Consider the following 18,711-nt stretch of genomic DNA (forward strand, 5'->3'; position numbering starts at 1 on the left):
TCTTTAATTAAAGATGCCGGCCTTTTTATCTTTTTGTCAGCAAAATAACGGGATTCAAGATTAAATAAAAAGAGTGAAATTTTAAAGAAAAACCTACAGAAAACCTTGATTATGTCGATTAAATTTAGAATAGGATTGGTTTGGGCAGAATCAATATGAAACTGGAATCAGTGAAAATCCAATAGTTTGGATACGATGAGGTAAGGCTGTCACCCTTGCTTTTTATGGTTTTGACAATTTGTTTAACAGAATAAGAATAAATTCAGACATGTTACAAACAAAAATTATCGGATCATAAAAAACAAAGGAGCGACACAACATGAAATTTTTAAAAAACCTGGCATTAATGCTATCATTGGTATTGGTATTAAATACCATACTGCCCCAAGCGGCGGTTTTTGCGCAAGAGGCGAGTAACAATTTAGAAATAAATGGATCCACAGTCAACGTTACGTTGACGGACTTCAACCCAGCATTTGGAACAGTCACATTAAGCAGTGGAGGTCAAACTGGACCGGGAGTCTACCCTAAGGGATCAATATTGACAATCAATGCAGTGGCCAACCCAGGCTACGAAGTTTATCTCGTTTATGCATCCATGGGGGGACGAATCTTCGAAACCCCTTTGCCTGTAAGCAATCAACAATTAGATGCTGATACGGTCATCTCAGTGGCATTTATCTCGGATTCTCAACCGGTCAGTACTGCGAACGTTTATTACCAGGGTTTGCCCGCTCAATTTGGAAGCATGTCAGTAAGTGGAAGCGACGGTCAAACCGGCAATGGCGACTATCCGATGGGATCGACTTTGAATGTTGATGTAAAAACAATTAATGGCTATGTCGTTACCTCAATTGTGGCATATTTTGACAAAGGGTATACCCAGCATTTTGACAATACAACCTCTGCCAGTTTTATCTTGACTGGAGACGTGACCATCGAAGCACAGGTTGTTGGGGGCTATAATATCGTCGTGGAAAGTTCAGATCCAACCCGGGGAACCGTTTTTAATGAAACCGGTTCATACAGCTCGCTGGATAGTGTGTATTTGTGCGCTACCGGCAACCCCGGTTATGAATGCACGGGCTATTATTTTATTGATGCCAACAATCAAACAGCCTACACTGCCTATACCGAGCCGGTGTATGTACCGGTGACAGAATCAGGCACCTATCAAATGATTTTTGGACCAACGATATGTACGGTGGCAGCAGTGAGTGCCGGAAATGGAACAGTAATTGGCGGGGGTAATGTTGCCAACGGCTCTAAGGTGACGCTCACAGCCACCCCCAACGCCGGCTATAAGTTCAGCCAATGGACCGATGAAAATACTGTGGTTGTTGGTACAAACCCGACCTTAAGCATCACGGTGACAGATAATGGTAAATATACCGCCAGTTTTGTTCCTGATACCGTAGAAATTCAGGTTTCGGCGGATCCCACAGGGGGCGGAACAGTAAGTGGCAGCGGTACCTATGTAAGTGGAACTTCAGTGACACTTACTGCCACACCCGCAGAGAATTATTGTTTTGTCCAGTGGATTAATCCCCAAACACAGGCGGTTATCAGTAAAAAGAGTAATTATACCTTTACCGCCAGTGCCGCAACATCGGGTCAATATTCGGCGGTGTTTGAAGTAAAAATGATCCCGGTACAGATTTCCAAGGTAGCTTCCCCGGCATCGCTTCAGTCGATTACAGTGATGCCGGCAGCCGGGAACTATGCCAGTGGAACCGTTTTGCCTTTGGAAGCCCGGTGGACCGGCTCTGCTGTTACGTTTTTGGGTTGGTATGCAAACGGCGTTTTATTATCCAGCGAGATCAACTTTAATTATACTGTAACCGAACCAGTGCTGATTACCGCGGTATTTGATACAGATTGGGGTTCAGTTATCGTTTTTGGAAATCCATTTTCATCAAGAACCGTGGATATTGATATCCAGCCCATAGGCACGTCTCTGAATTATAACGGTCAATCCGACAACTACGATTTTGTGAACTGGACCAATCCTGCAGGCGCGGTTGTGAGCAGTAACCCAAACCTCGATGTTGAGGTGCAAACGGGGTTACAGACCTTTATTGCCAACGTTACGCCTAAAATATTTACCATTTCCGTTATCGAAACTCCAACCAGGGGAGGTACCGTCCAGGTTACTTCGGATTCTTCGATACCATACGGAAAAAATGCTACGGTTGAAGCAACAGCGTCACCGGGATACTCATTTAACAGTTGGACAGATGGCGATACCGGGCAGATTATGAGCACAACCCCAACTTATACCTTTGGACCGGAAAAAAATACTAATCTGGTGGCTCATTTTACCCAAAATACCTATGCCCTGGATCTGACAGCTGATCCAAGCGATGGTGGAACCGTCGTCGGCAGTGCAGATAATCTGACTTATGGACAGGTCGTTAATATTCAGGCAATTCCCAATGATGAATACAATTTTAATGGCTGGGTTGATGAGTATGGGAATACTGTTTCTACCAGTGCAAAATATAGTGTCACCATTGTTGGAAACATGTCCCTAACGGCGACTTTTTCCGAAATCCAGTATCCGATCTCCGCAACTGCAAACCCCAGTGAAGGCGGAACCGTGACTGGAAGCGGTTCTTTTGTGAATGGCGCAGCCGTTACCTTGAATGCAACGCCCAGTCCAAATTATAACTTTATTCGCTGGACCCTGGGTGATTCAGAGTTAGCGGTAAGCTCAAGTCCTCAATATAGCTTTACCGCCAGTGAAGCTACCCAGGGAAATTATACCGCTGTTTTTGAATTAAAATCTTATTCGGTAGATATTTCATTGCTGGCTCAGGCATCTGTGGCCGATCAGGTAACGATCACTCCTCAAAGCGGTCTTTACAGCTACGGGACAGTGCTGCCTCTTGATGCAGTTGTAACAGTTCCAAATCCCGCCCTGCGTTTTTTGGGATGGTATGAAAATGGGAAAGAGCTTAGCAAAGATCAAAATTTCGATTATACGGTAACCCAGGCAACCAAGCTTTCAGCTATTTTTGTTACCGATTACGGCGTCATCATTTCCTATGGGGATCCTCTTGGGATCCAACCGCCAGATGTGATTATAGCGCCCATGTATGAGAATAAAACCATTTCAGCGGCAACGAATCTGCCCTATAATTTTGTCAACTGGACGGATTCCGATGGCAATATCTGCACAGACTCCAATGGCCATCCCTATACGATTTCGCAACTCCCCGTAACAGTGGGTCCGGACTGGGTAAAGACCTATGTGGCTCACTATGCCCCAAAATCCTTTAATGTGTCGGTTGTCGAAAAAACTCCTGGCGGAACCGCGAGCGCCTCCCGGATTTCGTTGCTTTACGGGGAATGGCTGACAGTGACGGCTGTGCCGGACCCGGGGTATGTTTTTGTGAACTGGACGGACATTCCCACCGGAAACGTTTTCAGCCGGAATCCGAACTGGACTTTTCTTCCGGCTGATAACGTGAATCTGCAAGCTAACTTTTCGCAGATTGCTTATACGGTCGATTTAAATGCTGATGCCGAAGGCGGAGGAACGGTTGCCTGGGCTGATTACCCGACAGATGGACCTTATTATGGGGATATCATAACGGCGGTCGCCACGCCAGATCCTAATTTTGTCTTTGATGGCTGGGTTAACGCAGCCGGAGATATTGTCACCGGGGACAGCTCCTTAAATTATACGGTTACCGGCAATGATACCTTAACCGGAGCTTTTCATGCGAGCCAAAACACCATCACGGCCGTTGCCAACCCCGCGACGATGGGGACCGCCACCGGAGGAGCGGTTTATAACTATAAAGATCAGGCCACGCTGACAGCCACACCCAATACCGGGTTTGGATTTATCAATTGGACCAACAGTCTCGATGATACGGTCATTACAACGCCTTCATTGGTGTTGGATGTGGCAGAAGATATCACCTATACGGCAAACTTTGAAATACTCCCATGCCCGGTGACCCTGAATTTCATTGATCCCAGCCGTTCGGCCTACGGCAATGTTGAAATGAAGGTGTCAAGGGTGGATGCAAACGGGAACATGGATTTAATGCCGGATGGGACAGTCCCGATATATGGGGATCAGGTCGTGCTGACGGCCACTCCTAATACAACCATACCAAATGTCCTTTTCAAAGACTATCTGGATGGCAACACTGGAGTTTTGATTACCTATGATGCGGTTTATACCATTGCCGCCATTGCTGAACCGATGGACATTCAATATGATTTTGTCCAGGAGTATACCGTGGTAGTCCCTGTTTCAGCCGAGTGGACAGACAATTACCAGCGGAATCGGCTTCCCGGGGTTTTTCCCCAGGTGACCCAGTTCCCCAACGCCCAAGTCAGCGGTAATTTCAAAGATTCGGTTACCCTTAATTACGGAACTGTGGATCCCAATCTGGTTTTTGACGGCTGGTATACGGACACGGATACCCCGGTTTTAGTGAGCAGTGAGCTGTCATTCAGCTATCAGCTGCTGGATACTACCCCGCTGATTGCCAAACTGCATTTAAAAGACATTGGAATTCCCGTGGAAAATGCCTTTACCAGTGAGGGATCCGTTCCCGGAGTGGATTTAATTGGTGGAGAGGTTTCCGGCAATGGGTATCGAAATGTCGGTGAAACCTTTAATATCAGTGCTTCCGTGGATGCGGATTATAGCTTTGAAAACTGGACTCAAGGGACTGAAAAACTTAGTAAAACGACAAGCTTTACCTATATTGCAGCCGGTCAGCCGGGCATTGATGCGATCCCGTTACAGGCAAATTATTCACCAAAATCCTGCTACTTGACAGTAACGGCAAATCCTAAAGCTGGTGGAAATGCGGCGCCGTCGGGCTACTATCCTTATGGAACCTTGGTTACTGTATCCCAGGGAAATCAGGCCGATTATAAATTTTCCCATTTTGAAGATGAAAAGGGCAAAACTTTAACAAGTGCGGTGCCAAATAACAAAGCTGGCACGATCAATCTCTACATCACCGGAAACACCACTGTTGTGGCTGTCTATAACAAAAGCAATGGAGATACGGCAACAGAGATAGTGAAATTTTTTGCGACCATCGCCAGTCTTGCGGCGATTGCCGCCGGTATTGCCGCAGCCATTTACCTGGGCGAAGAAGAACTATTGGCAGATGCCGAAATAGAGGCTGCAGAAGTGGCCTTCGAACTACTGGAAGATATAGCCGCAGGCATCACCGATGATGACCCGGATCCTGACCCGGATGACAATAACCATGTAACGATTACCACCATAGCCACGCCGGCAGAAGCCGGAATGGCAATCGGCGGAGAAGCTTACCGCGTCGGTGAAATGGCTGTCTTAAAAGCCACCGCAAATCCAGGTTGGGTTTTTGAAAATTGGACCTGCAGTGATGCACTAAAAGTCATCGATGACCCCTTAGCAGAAAGCATGTCTTTCTTTGTGAACGAAACTGAAAAAGGATCCATTTACACCGCCCATTTTAAGGAAGAATTCACGATTACCACCAATGCGACTCCAGAAGTTGGCGGAACGGTTACCGCCACTCATACAGTGGTAAGCGGAGAACCCGCAACAGTCACAGCCACGGCAAATGAAAATTATATTTTTGACGGCTGGTATGAAAATGAACTTCTTGTCTCGCCTGATGAAATCTATACCCTTGATGCGGTCTTATCTGATCATATTCTGACTGCTCAGTTTGAGCTGGGAGCCAATGTGAATCTCACCTGTGATCCCGTGTCAATGGATGAATTTATAACCCTATCCGGAAATGGATTGAATAAAATAGGTGAAGAAGTTACCGTCACTGCCGTCCTTGATCCGGAGCAGACGGATAACTATATATTCAAGGGCTGGTATGCCGCACTAACAGATGAAGTGCCGTTATCAACGGAAGCAATATATACCTTCATACTGGAAGAAGACACGACATTGATTGCCAGTTATGAAGGCGCAGTTACGATTACCACCAATGCATTACCGGATGACGGCGGAACCGTTACACTAACCCAGGAAGCGGTCATTGGAGACACGGTAACGCTAACTGCGACCCCTGCTGAAGGCTATGTCTGTGACGGCTGGTTTGAAGATGAGGCTCAAGTATCCGAGGATGAAACCTATACCTTTGAAGCCGCAACTGATCGCACTCTTACCGCTCAGTTTGAGTTGGGAGCCAATGTGACCCTTACTTCTGATCCCCTTGAAATGGAACCCTTGGTCACCCTAACCGGAGACGGCTGTCGTAAAATTGGGGAAGAAACGACGGTTACGGCTGTGCTTGATGAAGATCAGACGGAAAATTATATCTTTAATGGCTGGTATGCATCATTAGCTGATGATGTTGCCTTGTCCACATCTGAAACTTACACTTTCATTTTGGAAGAAGATACCACACTGATTGCCAGCTATAAAGAAAATTCATTCACCGTGGACGTGACTTCGGAAGATGTTACAATGGGAACGGTCAGCCAAACCGGAACCAACCCATATAAACTGTCGGATTCGGTAACCGTAACGGCGGTGTCGGAAAAAGGATATAAATTTGCCTACTGGTCAAATGGAAATAGTGTATCGGTTTCTCAGCTCGCGGAATATACCTTCGACGTAACCGATGACGAAACTTTAATCGCCAATTTCGTTGGCAATTCGGTTAAGATCCAAGTGCAGTGTGATTATGTTGAGGGTGGAACGGTCACCTCGGATGATGTCGACATACCGGAAACCGGGCTGGTCACCACTGCTGGGGAGTCCATCACTTTAAAAGCCGAAGAAAAGAAAGACTATGAATTTGAAGGCTGGTATGAAAATGGAAAGAAGGTCGAAAAGAAAGACACCTATACCTTTGTAGCCGAAAAAGATCGCACCTTGGTGGCAGCATTTTCTCATAAAGGATTGTGGCTGTTAGCTTTCCCGGATCCCATTGAAGGGGGGCGGGTTTATAAGATCCATCAGACTTCGGAAACCAAGGACGAATTCTACCTTAATGCCGTACCTCTAACAGGTTATGAATTTGTTGGCTGGTACGATATATTGGGGATTAAGGTTTGTGATACACCGGAATACGACTTTGTGGGTTATATTGATCATATCATTTTTGGAAAATTTAAGCCCATTCAATATAATGTATCAGTTGATATTGAGTCGGCTCAGGGCGGAACCGTATCCGGAACAGGCACCTCTGATTACGGAAAACCAGTGACCTTAACGGCAACACCGAAACTGGGCTATGTGTTTAATGGCTATTCAGACAGTACCGGAAGCCTTGTCTGTGCGGATGCTGTTTACACCTTTACCATCCGGGAAGATGTTCAGCTAACAGCGAACTTCTCACCGCAAACCTATAATGTCACGGCCACTGTTAATGATCCTAACCTGGGCAGTGTTTCCGATGCCGGCACCTATCCCGCCGGAGAATCGGTTTCACTTGAAGCCTCACCTGTTGCTGGGGCCCGGCTGGTGGGCTGGTTTGAAAATGGACAGTGCGTCAGTCAGGAGAGTACCTATACTTTTACGGCCACTGCTGACCGCAACCTGGAGGTTGATTTCAGCAATGAAGCATTTGTCCTGACCATCATGGCAGATCCGGTTTCAGGTGGAAGCGTATCAGGGGAAGGTGGTTACAATCCGTCTTCCGAGGCTGATCAGGCCAGCATATCGGCAATACCTTCACCAGGTTACGCTTTTACCGCCTGGATAGATGCAGAAACCGGGGAGCAGGTTTCCATATTAAGCAGTGATGCGATTACGCTTACCAAAGACACCAATCTGACGGCAGTTTTCACACCGAATATTTACCAGGTGAACGTCACCAGTGGAGATGGCGGCTCAGCCACCGGAAACGGATCCTATAATTTCGGTCAAGCGGTCACATTATCTGCCAGGGCAGATATGGGATATGCTTTTGCGGGCTGGATGATGACCGATACCGAGGGGAATCAGTCCTGTATCTCACCGGATTTGGATTATACCTTTAACTTAAATGAAGATTGGATTAATAACAGTCCCATTAATATTTCAGCAACTTTTAAAAACACCAAGGGAGCCCTGATCATTCCCCTGGCACAAGAATATCTTCGCGGGAATATCGCCAGAGGCTATCATCTGGATGCCACCGTTGGTGATACAACCACAGTGGAAGCTATACCCGGCTATGGTTATGAATTTACCAACTGGACAGATATCAAAGGAAATGTACTCAGTCAGGACGCAGTATATACATTTATAGTTGCTGGAGATACTGTTTTGATGGCACACTTTAAATCCACGGAGACTGTTAAACTCACGGTAACCGAAGAATCAATTTTACAGGGGAAAGCCTTTTTAGTAGGGGCTGCCATCGCTGGTGAAAAAGAAGTTGAATCGGGTCAATATGTCATGGTCTATGCGGTGGCCTATCCCGGGAATAAGTTCCTTCATTGGGTAAACCAAAACGGTTTGAAAGTCTCCAATGCCAGATGTCATCTCTTTCGGATATCTGAAGATACGACCTTAACAGCCGTATTTGAAAAAACCACCCATGATATCAGAGCCAATGTGGATCCCGAAAGAATCGGTTATGTTTTCGGCCAGAAAACCTATACCTATGGTGACACAGCGATGTTAACGGCAATACCCTTAAAATCACATTACATCTTGGCTTATTGGTCAGATGAAAATGGGCGCATTAAAGGAGCCGTGTCACCGGTCTTTAGACCAGTAGTCAATGGAACCAAAACCTATACCGCTCATTTTATAAAAGTCGAGCATGAAATAACCGCCACCGCAGTGCCGGCTCAGGGGGGAACCGCTGCCGGAGGAGGATTCTACGCTGACGGGGATTCGGTGACTTTAACCGCCACCGCTAATGAGGGCTATCAGTTTGATGGCTGGTTTGTCAATGAGGTCTGTAAAAGTACCGATGAAAACTGGAGCTTTAGTGTATCAAGCCACCTGGCTGCAGAAGCCCATTTCTCCCTGATTCCACCAGTTGTGGTACCCTATCTGGTAACAGCAATTGCAGTGCCGGATCAAGGGGGAACAGTAACTGGGGTCGGATCGTTTAATCCCGGAGATCTAGTTACTTTAACGGCCACCGCCAATGATGGCTATCAATTTGACGGTTGGTTTGTCGATGGAGTCAGTGCCAGTTCCGATACCAGCTGGACTTTTAGTGCAGCGAGCAATCTTGCAGCAGAAGCCCATTTCTCCCTGATTCCACCGGTGGTGGTAACCTATCAGGTGAGGGCAACAGCAGTTCCGGATCAAGGCGGAATTATCATAGGAGGCGGATCGTTTAATCCCGGGGATCCAGTCACTTTAAGCGCCACTACCAATGATGGCTACCAATTTGACGGTTGGTTTGTCAATGGAGTCAGTGCCAGTACCGATGCCAGCTGGACTTTTAGTGCAGCGAGCGATCTTGCCGCAGAGGCCCATTTCTCATTAAATCCTCCGGGTATTAATGAAGTGGATCGCTATCAACCCATTTTGCAGAATAATTCGGGGTTAAATGTAACGGCAACTGGTGATTTGCAAAGCATTTTAACCGGCCCAGATATTCAAAAGGATACAACGGCATATGCCCAATTAATATTAGATAAAATCGAGCTGTCGGACATCGGTATTTGGGATCAGCGCCTGATTGAAAATATTGCTAATGGACAGAGGGTGGGACTATATCTCAACATCCGCTTAAATATGCTGCTGTTTAATTACCTGTTAAACAGCTATGGCGTTAAGGAATTGTCTGAGCTCAACCAACCACTTCAAATGTCCATTGATATTGGCAATTTAATCAATGAGGGCACGGACTTTAGGTTGATTCGAATTCACAATGGTGTGGTACAAGAGATTCCATCTCAATTGAATGGGTCGATTTTAAGTTTTGGATCCCAATATTTTAGCACCTTTGCCGTTGTTTATACTCCGGTTGCTGAAATAGCAGCACCTCCTGATTCAAATACCGGTGGTTTAGGATCGAGTGCTAATGAGACCGGCTTGGGCTCCAATAATCCAAGCGCAGTTACCATCAAAAAGACCGCCTCCGTTGAAAATCCCAAAACAGGAGAACCAGTCGCCCATGATTGGCTCCTGTCGGGATTGCTGCTTTCACTGCTTTTAGGTGCGGGCATACACATCAAAAAAAGAAAAGCTTCTAAATAAAATCATAATAGCCGCTTAAAAAACAAAAACGCTGACCCGGATGCATGACGCATCAAGGTCAGTGTTTTTATTAGCTTGCAGCTAATTTTCAAACGCCATAATCAGCTTAGGTTCACTTGTTATTGGACAGGAATTGTTTTATAATAAGTTGAATGAAAGCAAAATGACGTCTTCACAGGCGGTAATAATGTCTGTGTGAAATAAGAATAACTTAAAAATCATATGAAAGGAAGAAAGAAAATGAAAGTAACGGTGATCAATGGAAATACCCGCCATGGCAGCACCTGGCATTGCATGGATTTATTAAAACAGGAACTTTCCCGATACGAAGCCATTGAAGTCACAGAATTCTATATGCCAAGGGACATGCCGCACTTTTGTAAGGGCTGTTTTTCCTGCTTTTTAAACGGGGAGGAAACATGTCCGCACGCGGAAAGTATTGATCCGATTGTGAAGGCGATGGAAGAGGCGGACCTGGTGGTACTGACCTCGCCGGTTTATGGAATGGATGTGTCCGGGCAGTTAAAGGCCCTGCTCGATCATTTGTGTTTTATGTGGCTGAGTCATCGGCCCAACCCGAAAATGTTTAATACGGTCGGGCTGAGCATTTCCACCACCGCCGGTGCCGGGCTTTCCCACACCACAAAAACCATGCAGAACAGTTTGAAATTCTGGGGGCTTAAAAAACGATTTGCCCTCAAAGAACCGGTTTCGGCAATGAAATGGGACGAGGTTCCGACTAAAAACAAGGCAAAAATAAGACGGGATGTTGCGCTCACGGCAAAAAAGATCGCTGAAAAGGTTAGTAATATTGAAAAGCAGCCGTCCCCTTTATTTAGAAGATTCATGTTTAAAATGATGTTGGGAATGATGAAAAAAAACACCTGGAATCCAACGGATAGAAATCACTGGGAAGCCCAGGGCTGGCTGAGCGGCGAGAAACCCTTTTAATAAAAAGGGTCTGAGTGGATACATAGTAATGTGACAAACCTTGTTGCGGATTTTTAATTCATCAGGTTGTGTGCATCAAGGCGAACAGGCGATAGCCTGTACGATCTTGCAGCACACAACGATAAATAAATGTCCGCGACGAGGTTTGTCGACACGCAGAACCTTTATTAATAAAAAGTTTTATCTATCATTTAATGGGTATCTAAAATTAAGTAAGTGTATTAGCTAAAAAAAGAGGAGGAATCAAATGGGGTTTGTAAGGGCAACGGATACGACTGGCTTAAGTGTTGGTAATAAAAAAATGGTTGTGGTGGATGGCAAAGAGATTCTTTTGACCAATATTGATGGTTCATATTATGCAATAGCCAACAGATGTCCCCATATGGGTGGGTCACTGGTTAAAGGTATCCTGGAGGATGGCATTATAACCTGTCCCCGGCACGGTTCAAAATTCGATGTGAAAACAGGCAGGGCTGTGGGAGGTCCAACGATATTATTTATGAAGTTTAAAGTAAAGGATGACAGAAGTTATCCGGTAAAGCTTGAAGGCAGCGATATATTCATAGACTTAGAGAAATAAAGGAGAATGTTATGCTAAAACTTAAATCACTGACAATTATTTTGGCAACACTGTTAATTGGGGTTGTAATCTCTGGGTGCGCGGGAACAACGGGTGCAGGCAATCAGGGGAAGATAACCGAGGATACGGTTTTTGAGTTCTATAACAAGGTCCAGCTTGATCAGACAAAGGAACAGGTTGATGCAGCGGTGGGTGTTGCCCCAACAGAAAGTACCCAGCTGGAAAAATTATATTCCTATACAAATGAAGAAACAGGTTTCGGGGTAAGTGTTCTTATTAATGAAACTGGTCAGGTAACCAGTAAAACCCTTATTTATCCAGCTCGGGGAGATTTAGCGTTTATGACCAGCCAACCGGTTACCCAGGAGCAGTCGGATCAAATAACAAAGGGAATGACATTTGATGAGATTAAAAGCTTGCTGGGCGGAGAAGGAATTGAAGTTAGCAGCACTCAAATTCCTTTTGACGAGAATAAAGTGAGCACTATCCGGATTTGGGTTAACGACGATGGATCTATGATTCAGGTTGTTTTTGGAACCGACGGTACAGCAACCGGTGCTATTTTTTTTAATGCCCAAGCTTAAAAATATGGCCTTTTAAAATGATACTAAACACTGCTTATAAAAAAATCCTGATGCTCATAGCATGCTATGAGCATCAGGCGCTTTTTATTGGATATCAGTTGCTTATTAGTTTTTCAAATTCACTTGCGGTCATGGGTTTATGGAAATAATAGCCTTGAATTTCGCCGCACTTAATGTCTTTTAAAAACAAAAACTGTTCTTTGGTTTCAACGCCTTCCGCAATGACTTTCAATCCTAAAATTTCAGATAAATTGACGATGATTTTGGCAATGATCCCGTTATCTTTTTCAGGGTAATCTTTGATAAACTCTCTGTCGATTTTTAATTTATCGAATTCAAGCTTTCTAAGGTAACTCAGCGATGAGTAACCAGTTCCAAAATCATCGATGGATATTTTAACACCCAGGTTTTTGATTTTTTTCAATTCGGTTCTTATGGTATCTAAATTCTCAACCAAAACATTTTCGGTTATTTCTATTTCCAAAAATTCACCGGGTAGCGAGTATTTCATGAGTAATTGCAGAATTATTTCTGCCATATTGGTTTTCTTAAACTGTATGGGTGAAATATTTACTCCTACAACAAGGTTTTTATGAGTGGTATCCTGCCATTTTTTATTCTGTTTAATGGCTTCTTCCAGCACCCAATTACCAATGGGAATAATTAAATCTGTTTTTTCGGCTACTGGAATAAAAGCTCCCGGTCCCACATTTCCTAATTCAGGATTATGCCATCTTAGTAAGGCTTCCATTCCAATTATTTCTCCGGTTTCGGTGATGACCTGGGGCTGATAATTCAAACTCAGCTCATTTTTTTCAAGTGCGCTTCTAAGATGGGTTTCAAGCTTCAGGTTTTTCAGATAGCGCTCTTTTATTTCTTTAGCATAATAGACATAGGCATTATTACCGGTTTGAACAGAATAATTTTTGGCAATATTCGCATATTCAATTAAATTGTTGACGTCAACACTATGTTCCTGGAACATTGATATTCCGATTGATACGTTGAGATAAATTTTTTCGTTATTGATGATAATGGCTTCATTGAGTGAGGCAATGAGCTTATTTGTAAAATGATCAACATCCAGTTTATTGTCAGCCTTGACCCGGGCAATGGCAAATTCATCCTTGTGAAATTTTGCCAGGAGATCTTCGGCGGCTAAAAACATCTTTATGCGGTGAGCGGTTTCTTTTAGAATGTCAAGTCCATTTTTCATACCTAAATTATTATAGAGGTTATTAAAGTTTGTTATTTGTAAGGTTATAATGGCAATATGATCATATTGTTTAATCAGATCTCCCATGGTTTTCTCAAATAGAGATTGATTGGCAAGTCCGGTATTTTCATCATAATTTTTAATTTTTTTGATCGCTTCTTCACGATCTTTAATGACGGTCAGATCTTCTGTTTTTAAAAATAAAAGAAACGCGATGATATAACTGATGATGATTAAAGCAATAACGATAAGAATAGTACCGACAATAATCGCTCTGGTGGTATCGTTGTTTAATAGACCTAAGTTGGTCAAAGGATAATAATAAATCAAATGCCACTGAAGATTTTCATATAAATCAGCAGGGTGTTGGGTAGTATAATAGTACAAATTGTCATGGTCCTCATAATAACCGGAAGTATTTGCTTCAATTGTCTGCCAGAAAATGGGTTTATCCACTTTAAACGATAATTCGCTGCCAGTGTCATACATAAAAGAAAAATTCTTGCTCGTTTGATCACTCAGCAGGTAAAAGCCCTGGTTATTTAATAACAGGGTATGCATATCAAAATTGTTTTTTGAATCATTGGCGATTTGATTCAAAAGATTTTGGGCCAGGTAATTAAGAACCAGAATTCCGACTTTCTCATTTTTTTCATTATACATGGGGGCAACCAGTCGGATGACTGGTTTGGCAGGGGTTTCGAGGGCAGTATTTTCAATATTTAAATCCATTGGCGAAATATAAATATCACCCTGGTTTAAGGTCATTCCCGCGGTAAAATAATATCGATCACCCTTATACTGCAAATTATTTTCAGAAACGGTTTGTGAACCACCGCTGTCGTAATTGACGCGCACGGTTTCAAAGCCGCTGTTATTAATAACTCGGAGTTGATCGTAAACGCCATTGTTCATTGCTATATTTGACAGCATCCGGGCGATGGCGGTGAGATTTTCCTCATTGTCAGGACTAGTATAATAGGACTTTATTTCATTGGAATTTATAATGACGTTAATATCGGAGTAAATTCGATTAAAGATTGAGTTGATGTTTGCGCTGACAATTTTAGAGTTTTCCAGCTGTCTGATTTTAATAATTTCCTTTTCAGTGTTTATGTTAATTTGGATCAGTGTATATGATAAAATTAAAATTATTATTAAGGAAGGTAAAAAAATTCGAATAAAATTAAAAAGTATTTTATGCGTTCGATTTTTGATCCATTTAATCATAAAAATCACACCTCCACTAGGCATTTTAATCATTATACTAAATTAATAAGGAACTAGCAATTAATACTGGCTCATCTGAAAATGTTTGGTGGCGGTTAAGGCAGGAGTGGGATTTCCTGAAAGATAAGAATGGATTATAATTATTTTATAGTAGAAAGAGGTTATGGAGATGATAACGAAAAATACTGGAAAAATTGCAAAAAACAATGATCAATGGCATGGATCGACTAAACCAGAGGTGAAGGATGAATAAGATGGACAATCTAGATGGAAAATCCAAAGTGTGTTTAACTTCAATGAAAGATTTGCGGCATCAGGCGGAAGAGTTGATCACGAAAAAACAAAGCTGGTTAAGCAACGACTTGCTGCCGATAGTGCCCGAAAACATCGGCCGAATTCTTCACGAATTGGAGGTTCATCAGATTGAATTGGAACTGCAGAATGAGGAGCTTCGCTGCGCCCATCTGGAACTCGATCATGCTCGAGCCCGGTATTTTGATCTGTATGATCTGGCACCGGTAGGTTACCTTACACTGAGTGAAAACGGATTGATTTTGGAAGCCAACCTCATGACGGCAATTTTACTGGGTCTTGATCGCAAACTCTTAAAAGGAAATCCCATCCAAGAATTTGTGGCCTTTGAAGATCAGGATATTTATTATTTTTACAGAAAGCATCTTCTTGAAACCAAAGAGTTTCAGGAGTGCGAGTTACGGATGGCAAAAAAAAATGGCGCATTATTCTGGGTCCACATGATTGCCACGCTTGCCAAGGATGAAGAAGGCGTTGTAGTCTGTCGGGTTGTGATCAATGAAATTTCCGAACGCAAAAAGGCGGAAAAAGAAATAAGTCACCTAAATTATTACGATTATCTTACCGGATTATACAATCGAAGATTTTACGAAGAAAAGTTAGTGGAACTAGATACGAAAAAAAATCTACCCATCACTTTGGTGATGATTGATATTAATGGTCTCAAGCTGATTAATGATTCTTTTGGACATCTGGTTGGTGATGAACTTTTAAAACTGTCCGGTGCCACAATCGAAAAAGGATGTCGGGAGGGTGATATTGCTGCCAGACTGGGGGGTGATGAATTTGTTATTATATTCCCTAAAACCAATGCCATTGAAGCAGAAAAAATTATTGCATCTATCCAAGACTATGCGGCGAAAGAAAAAATTGGTTCAATCAATTTGTCAATTTCTTTTGGACAGGGAACGAAGGTTACCGAGGATGAGAGCATTCAAGATATATTTAAAAATGCTGAAGATGATATGTATCGGCATAAGCTTTATGAAAGCGGCAGTACCAGAAGCCAGACCATTGGTCTTATTATGACCACGCTTTATGAGAAAAGCCCTCGGGAGATGCAGCATTCAAAAAGGGTCAGTGAAATTTGCATCGAGATTGCTACCTTGATGAATTTTGATGAGGATGCCATCAATCGAATTGGGATTGCCGGACTCATGCATGATATCGGGAAAATGGGAATCGATGAAAACATATTGAATAAGCCGGGAAAACTAAACCCTGATGAATGGAAAGAGATGCAAAGACATCCGGAAATTGGATATCGGATTTTAAGCTCGGCAAATGAATTTTCGGAAATGGCAAAATATGTGCTTGAGCATCAGGAAAAATGGGACGGTAGCGGTTATCCAAAAGGACTTAAAGGTAAAACAATATCATTGGAAGCCAGGATTATCAGCGTTGCCGATGCCTACGATGCGATTACCAGTGATCGATCCTACCGAAAAAAAATAAGCGATGCAGATGCTATGAGTGAAATTAAAAAAAATGCCGGAACTCAATTTGATCCTGATGTCGTTAGAATTTTTACGGAAAAGAGCACAGTAAAATAAGACCCAACATAAGGTTCAACAAAGGGCAGGGTAAAGAAACGTAAGAATAAACTGAAACTGTAATTTTATAACGAAACCATGCAAATTATGTTTGAAGAAAAAAGGAACAAATACAGTAAAATACTACAATAAAAGCAATAAGTTCCGTTAAAGAAAGTTTAAAGGAACTTATTCTTTTTAACGGAATAAACTCCAATGTTTCCATGATTTTAAACGTTATTTATGTTGACAACCTTGGTATTTTAGATTACTATGAAATCAGTTGAATAGATGGCATACTTACCGAAAAGTAAGGACGCAAAACTAGAGGGTCTAAATAATTTATTATATGACAGCCAGTTGCAAAGTATGGACATTCCTGATATATTTGATGCAACGCGACAGTCGTTGTTTTTTTATTGCAAAAATTAAAAAAAATAAACCCGAATCATTTTGAATAACATAAAACGAAAAGAATTATCCGTGGTATTCAAAATTATTTACTTTAAAATAATATAGATGATACATTCAATCATCATTCCCTGGTATCTTCATTTTAAGCGGCTCAATTTATACCGAGTTAGGGTGATTGTTTATATAAATGATGGAGCAATTGAGTGATTGATGGGCTCCTGTTTTTTATTATCAGGAACACTGGCACTGCCAGAAAAATTAATGAAAGGAGGTGAAAAAATGAACGCAGAGTTTCATGCAAAGATGAGTTCAGCGATAAACGGCATGACTGTAGCAGCCAAACCAAAAGGAAGTTCCGTGGCACTCAATGGCTTAAAAGACGAAGCCGACCGCTTTAAAGACATGCTGAATCGGTCAATAAAGGATCCGGGTCAACCGGCAAGAGATAAAGCAGCGTTAACCGATCGGCCAATTAAAGAGCTTTCGCCGGATGAACAATTGGCAGTCCAGGAAAAAGAAGAGAAAACTGAAGACCCACTCATTGATGGGGAATTGACGGCATTGTCCCCGGAAATGGAAAATCCGCCCACGGAGATAAACGAAAATGATTTAAAGAATTTGCTTCAAAGCAATGCAATGGGATTTGCGATGCTAAGGACAAATTCCGAGGTGAACAGCAGTTTCGATGAAAACGCGGAGGCCGCGCTTGAATCAGCTGGGATCAACCCGTTGGAAAACAAGCTGGCGGAAACAACAGAGAGTGCACCGCAGATGATTCAAAACCCAGACACCGCACAATCACAACAGATGGACAAAACCCCGGCAAGTATTCAGGGAAAAAGCTTTAATGAAATTTATTCAGAAGAAAACAATGCCAACCCGGAAAACTTTTTAGAACAAAAAAACGTGAAACCGGCAGATCCATCTTCAGCTGAGTTAAGCAACATGGAAGAGAGTGATCAAATTGATCCGCGTGTTGGTTTAGAAATGGGTACATCTGAAAATATCAAAGGATCTGAGCACATAGAAAAAAGCTCGAAAATTAGACCCGATTTAATTGATAGCAAAGAGATCCAAAACCAACTGGAATCGCCATCATCGACGATTCAGGTTGCTGAGCAGGCATCTTTTGGAAAAACAGATTCAGAACAAGAATCCATAGGTATAGAAGACAGAAATGCGGTATCCTCAAAAGAAATACAGGGGATTCCTTTCGCTAATATGGTATCCGGGAAAGCCACAGAAATACAGCCCAATAATCCGGTGGCATTGGCGGGACAGCTTGAACAGGCAATACTGAGCCAGCTTGATAAGAACAAACCCGTAAAATTTATGATGAGCCTGGAGCCCGGGAATCTGGGTAAAATAGACATCGAATTGAAGTTTGACCAGGGAAAATTAACCATCGATATTACGGCGCTTAGTAAAGAAACCCAAAATTTATTGTCCACCCAGGTTGATAAATTGATCAAAGGCCTTGCCCTGCAGAATGTTCAAGTGGAAAATGTTCAGTTAAACAGCCAGAGCCAGGAGCGCATGAATACCGACCCAAAAACCTTGATGATGAATATGGGAATGGATTTTACCCAGGGTCAGAAACAGGAACTTTTGAAGGAAAACATAATGAATCAAAACAACCGGGCCCAAAATGGAAGCCTGGAAAATACCGGCGACTTAGTCGGGGATAACCTGGAAGCGGCACCGATCACGATAGACAGAAGCCGCAGAATAAATTATTTAGTATAAGAAAGGAAAGA

Annotated in this window: 7 protein-coding genes and 1 riboswitch; of the genes, 6 read left to right on the top strand and 1 reads right to left on the bottom strand. The window is 42.9% G+C overall.

All coding sequences use genetic code 11. The features are described from left to right. Positions 1–319: 319 nt before the first annotated feature. The 4 genes from AKG39_RS05605 (at position 320) to AKG39_RS05620 (ending at position 12,250) form a co-directional block, all read left to right on the top strand. Positions 320–10,135 carry an InlB B-repeat-containing protein gene (locus tag AKG39_RS05605; RefSeq protein WP_050739383.1) on the top strand — a complete coding sequence of 3,272 codons (9,816 nt, stop codon included), beginning with the start codon at positions 320–322 and terminating at the stop codon, positions 10,133–10,135. 240 nt (positions 10,136–10,375) lie between these two features. Beyond that, positions 10,376–11,086, top strand: coding sequence for a flavodoxin family protein (locus tag AKG39_RS05610; protein ID WP_050739384.1), 711 nt, complete (start codon positions 10,376–10,378; stop codon positions 11,084–11,086). A 247-nt stretch (positions 11,087–11,333) separates the two neighbouring features. Continuing rightward, positions 11,334–11,666, top strand: a complete 333-nt coding sequence (locus AKG39_RS05615) for a Rieske (2Fe-2S) protein (protein ID WP_050739385.1) — start codon at positions 11,334–11,336, stop codon at positions 11,664–11,666. Positions 11,667–11,677: 11 nt separating this feature from the next. After that, positions 11,678–12,250, top strand: a complete 573-nt coding sequence (locus AKG39_RS05620; protein WP_050739386.1) for a hypothetical protein — start codon at positions 11,678–11,680, stop codon at positions 12,248–12,250. 94 nt (positions 12,251–12,344) lie between these two features. On the opposite strand, the gene AKG39_RS05625 is transcribed toward AKG39_RS05620, so the two are convergent. Beyond that, on the bottom strand, positions 12,345–14,696 hold the full coding sequence (locus AKG39_RS05625) for a bifunctional diguanylate cyclase/phosphodiesterase (protein ID WP_050739387.1): 2,352 nt from the start codon (positions 14,694–14,696) through the stop codon (positions 12,345–12,347). Positions 14,697–14,950: 254 nt separating this feature from the next. On the opposite strand from AKG39_RS05625, the gene AKG39_RS05630 reads away from it, so the two are divergent. Both AKG39_RS05630 and AKG39_RS05635 read left to right on the top strand, forming a co-directional pair. Next, positions 14,951–16,561 carry an HD domain-containing phosphohydrolase gene (locus tag AKG39_RS05630; RefSeq protein WP_160316150.1) on the top strand — a complete coding sequence of 537 codons (1,611 nt, stop codon included), beginning with the start codon at positions 14,951–14,953 and terminating at the stop codon, positions 16,559–16,561. A gap of 262 nt (positions 16,562–16,823) precedes the next feature. After that, positions 16,824–16,908, top strand: a riboswitch (cyclic di-GMP riboswitch). 325 nt (positions 16,909–17,233) lie between these two features. Beyond that, complete coding sequence (locus AKG39_RS05635) at positions 17,234–18,700, top strand: flagellar hook-length control protein FliK (protein ID WP_160316151.1); 1,467 nt, start codon at positions 17,234–17,236, stop codon at positions 18,698–18,700. Positions 18,701–18,711 lie beyond the last annotated feature (11 nt).

Source organism: Acetobacterium bakii (assembly GCF_001263355.1).
Classification (GTDB): Bacteria; Bacillota; Clostridia; order Eubacteriales; family Eubacteriaceae; genus Acetobacterium; species Acetobacterium bakii.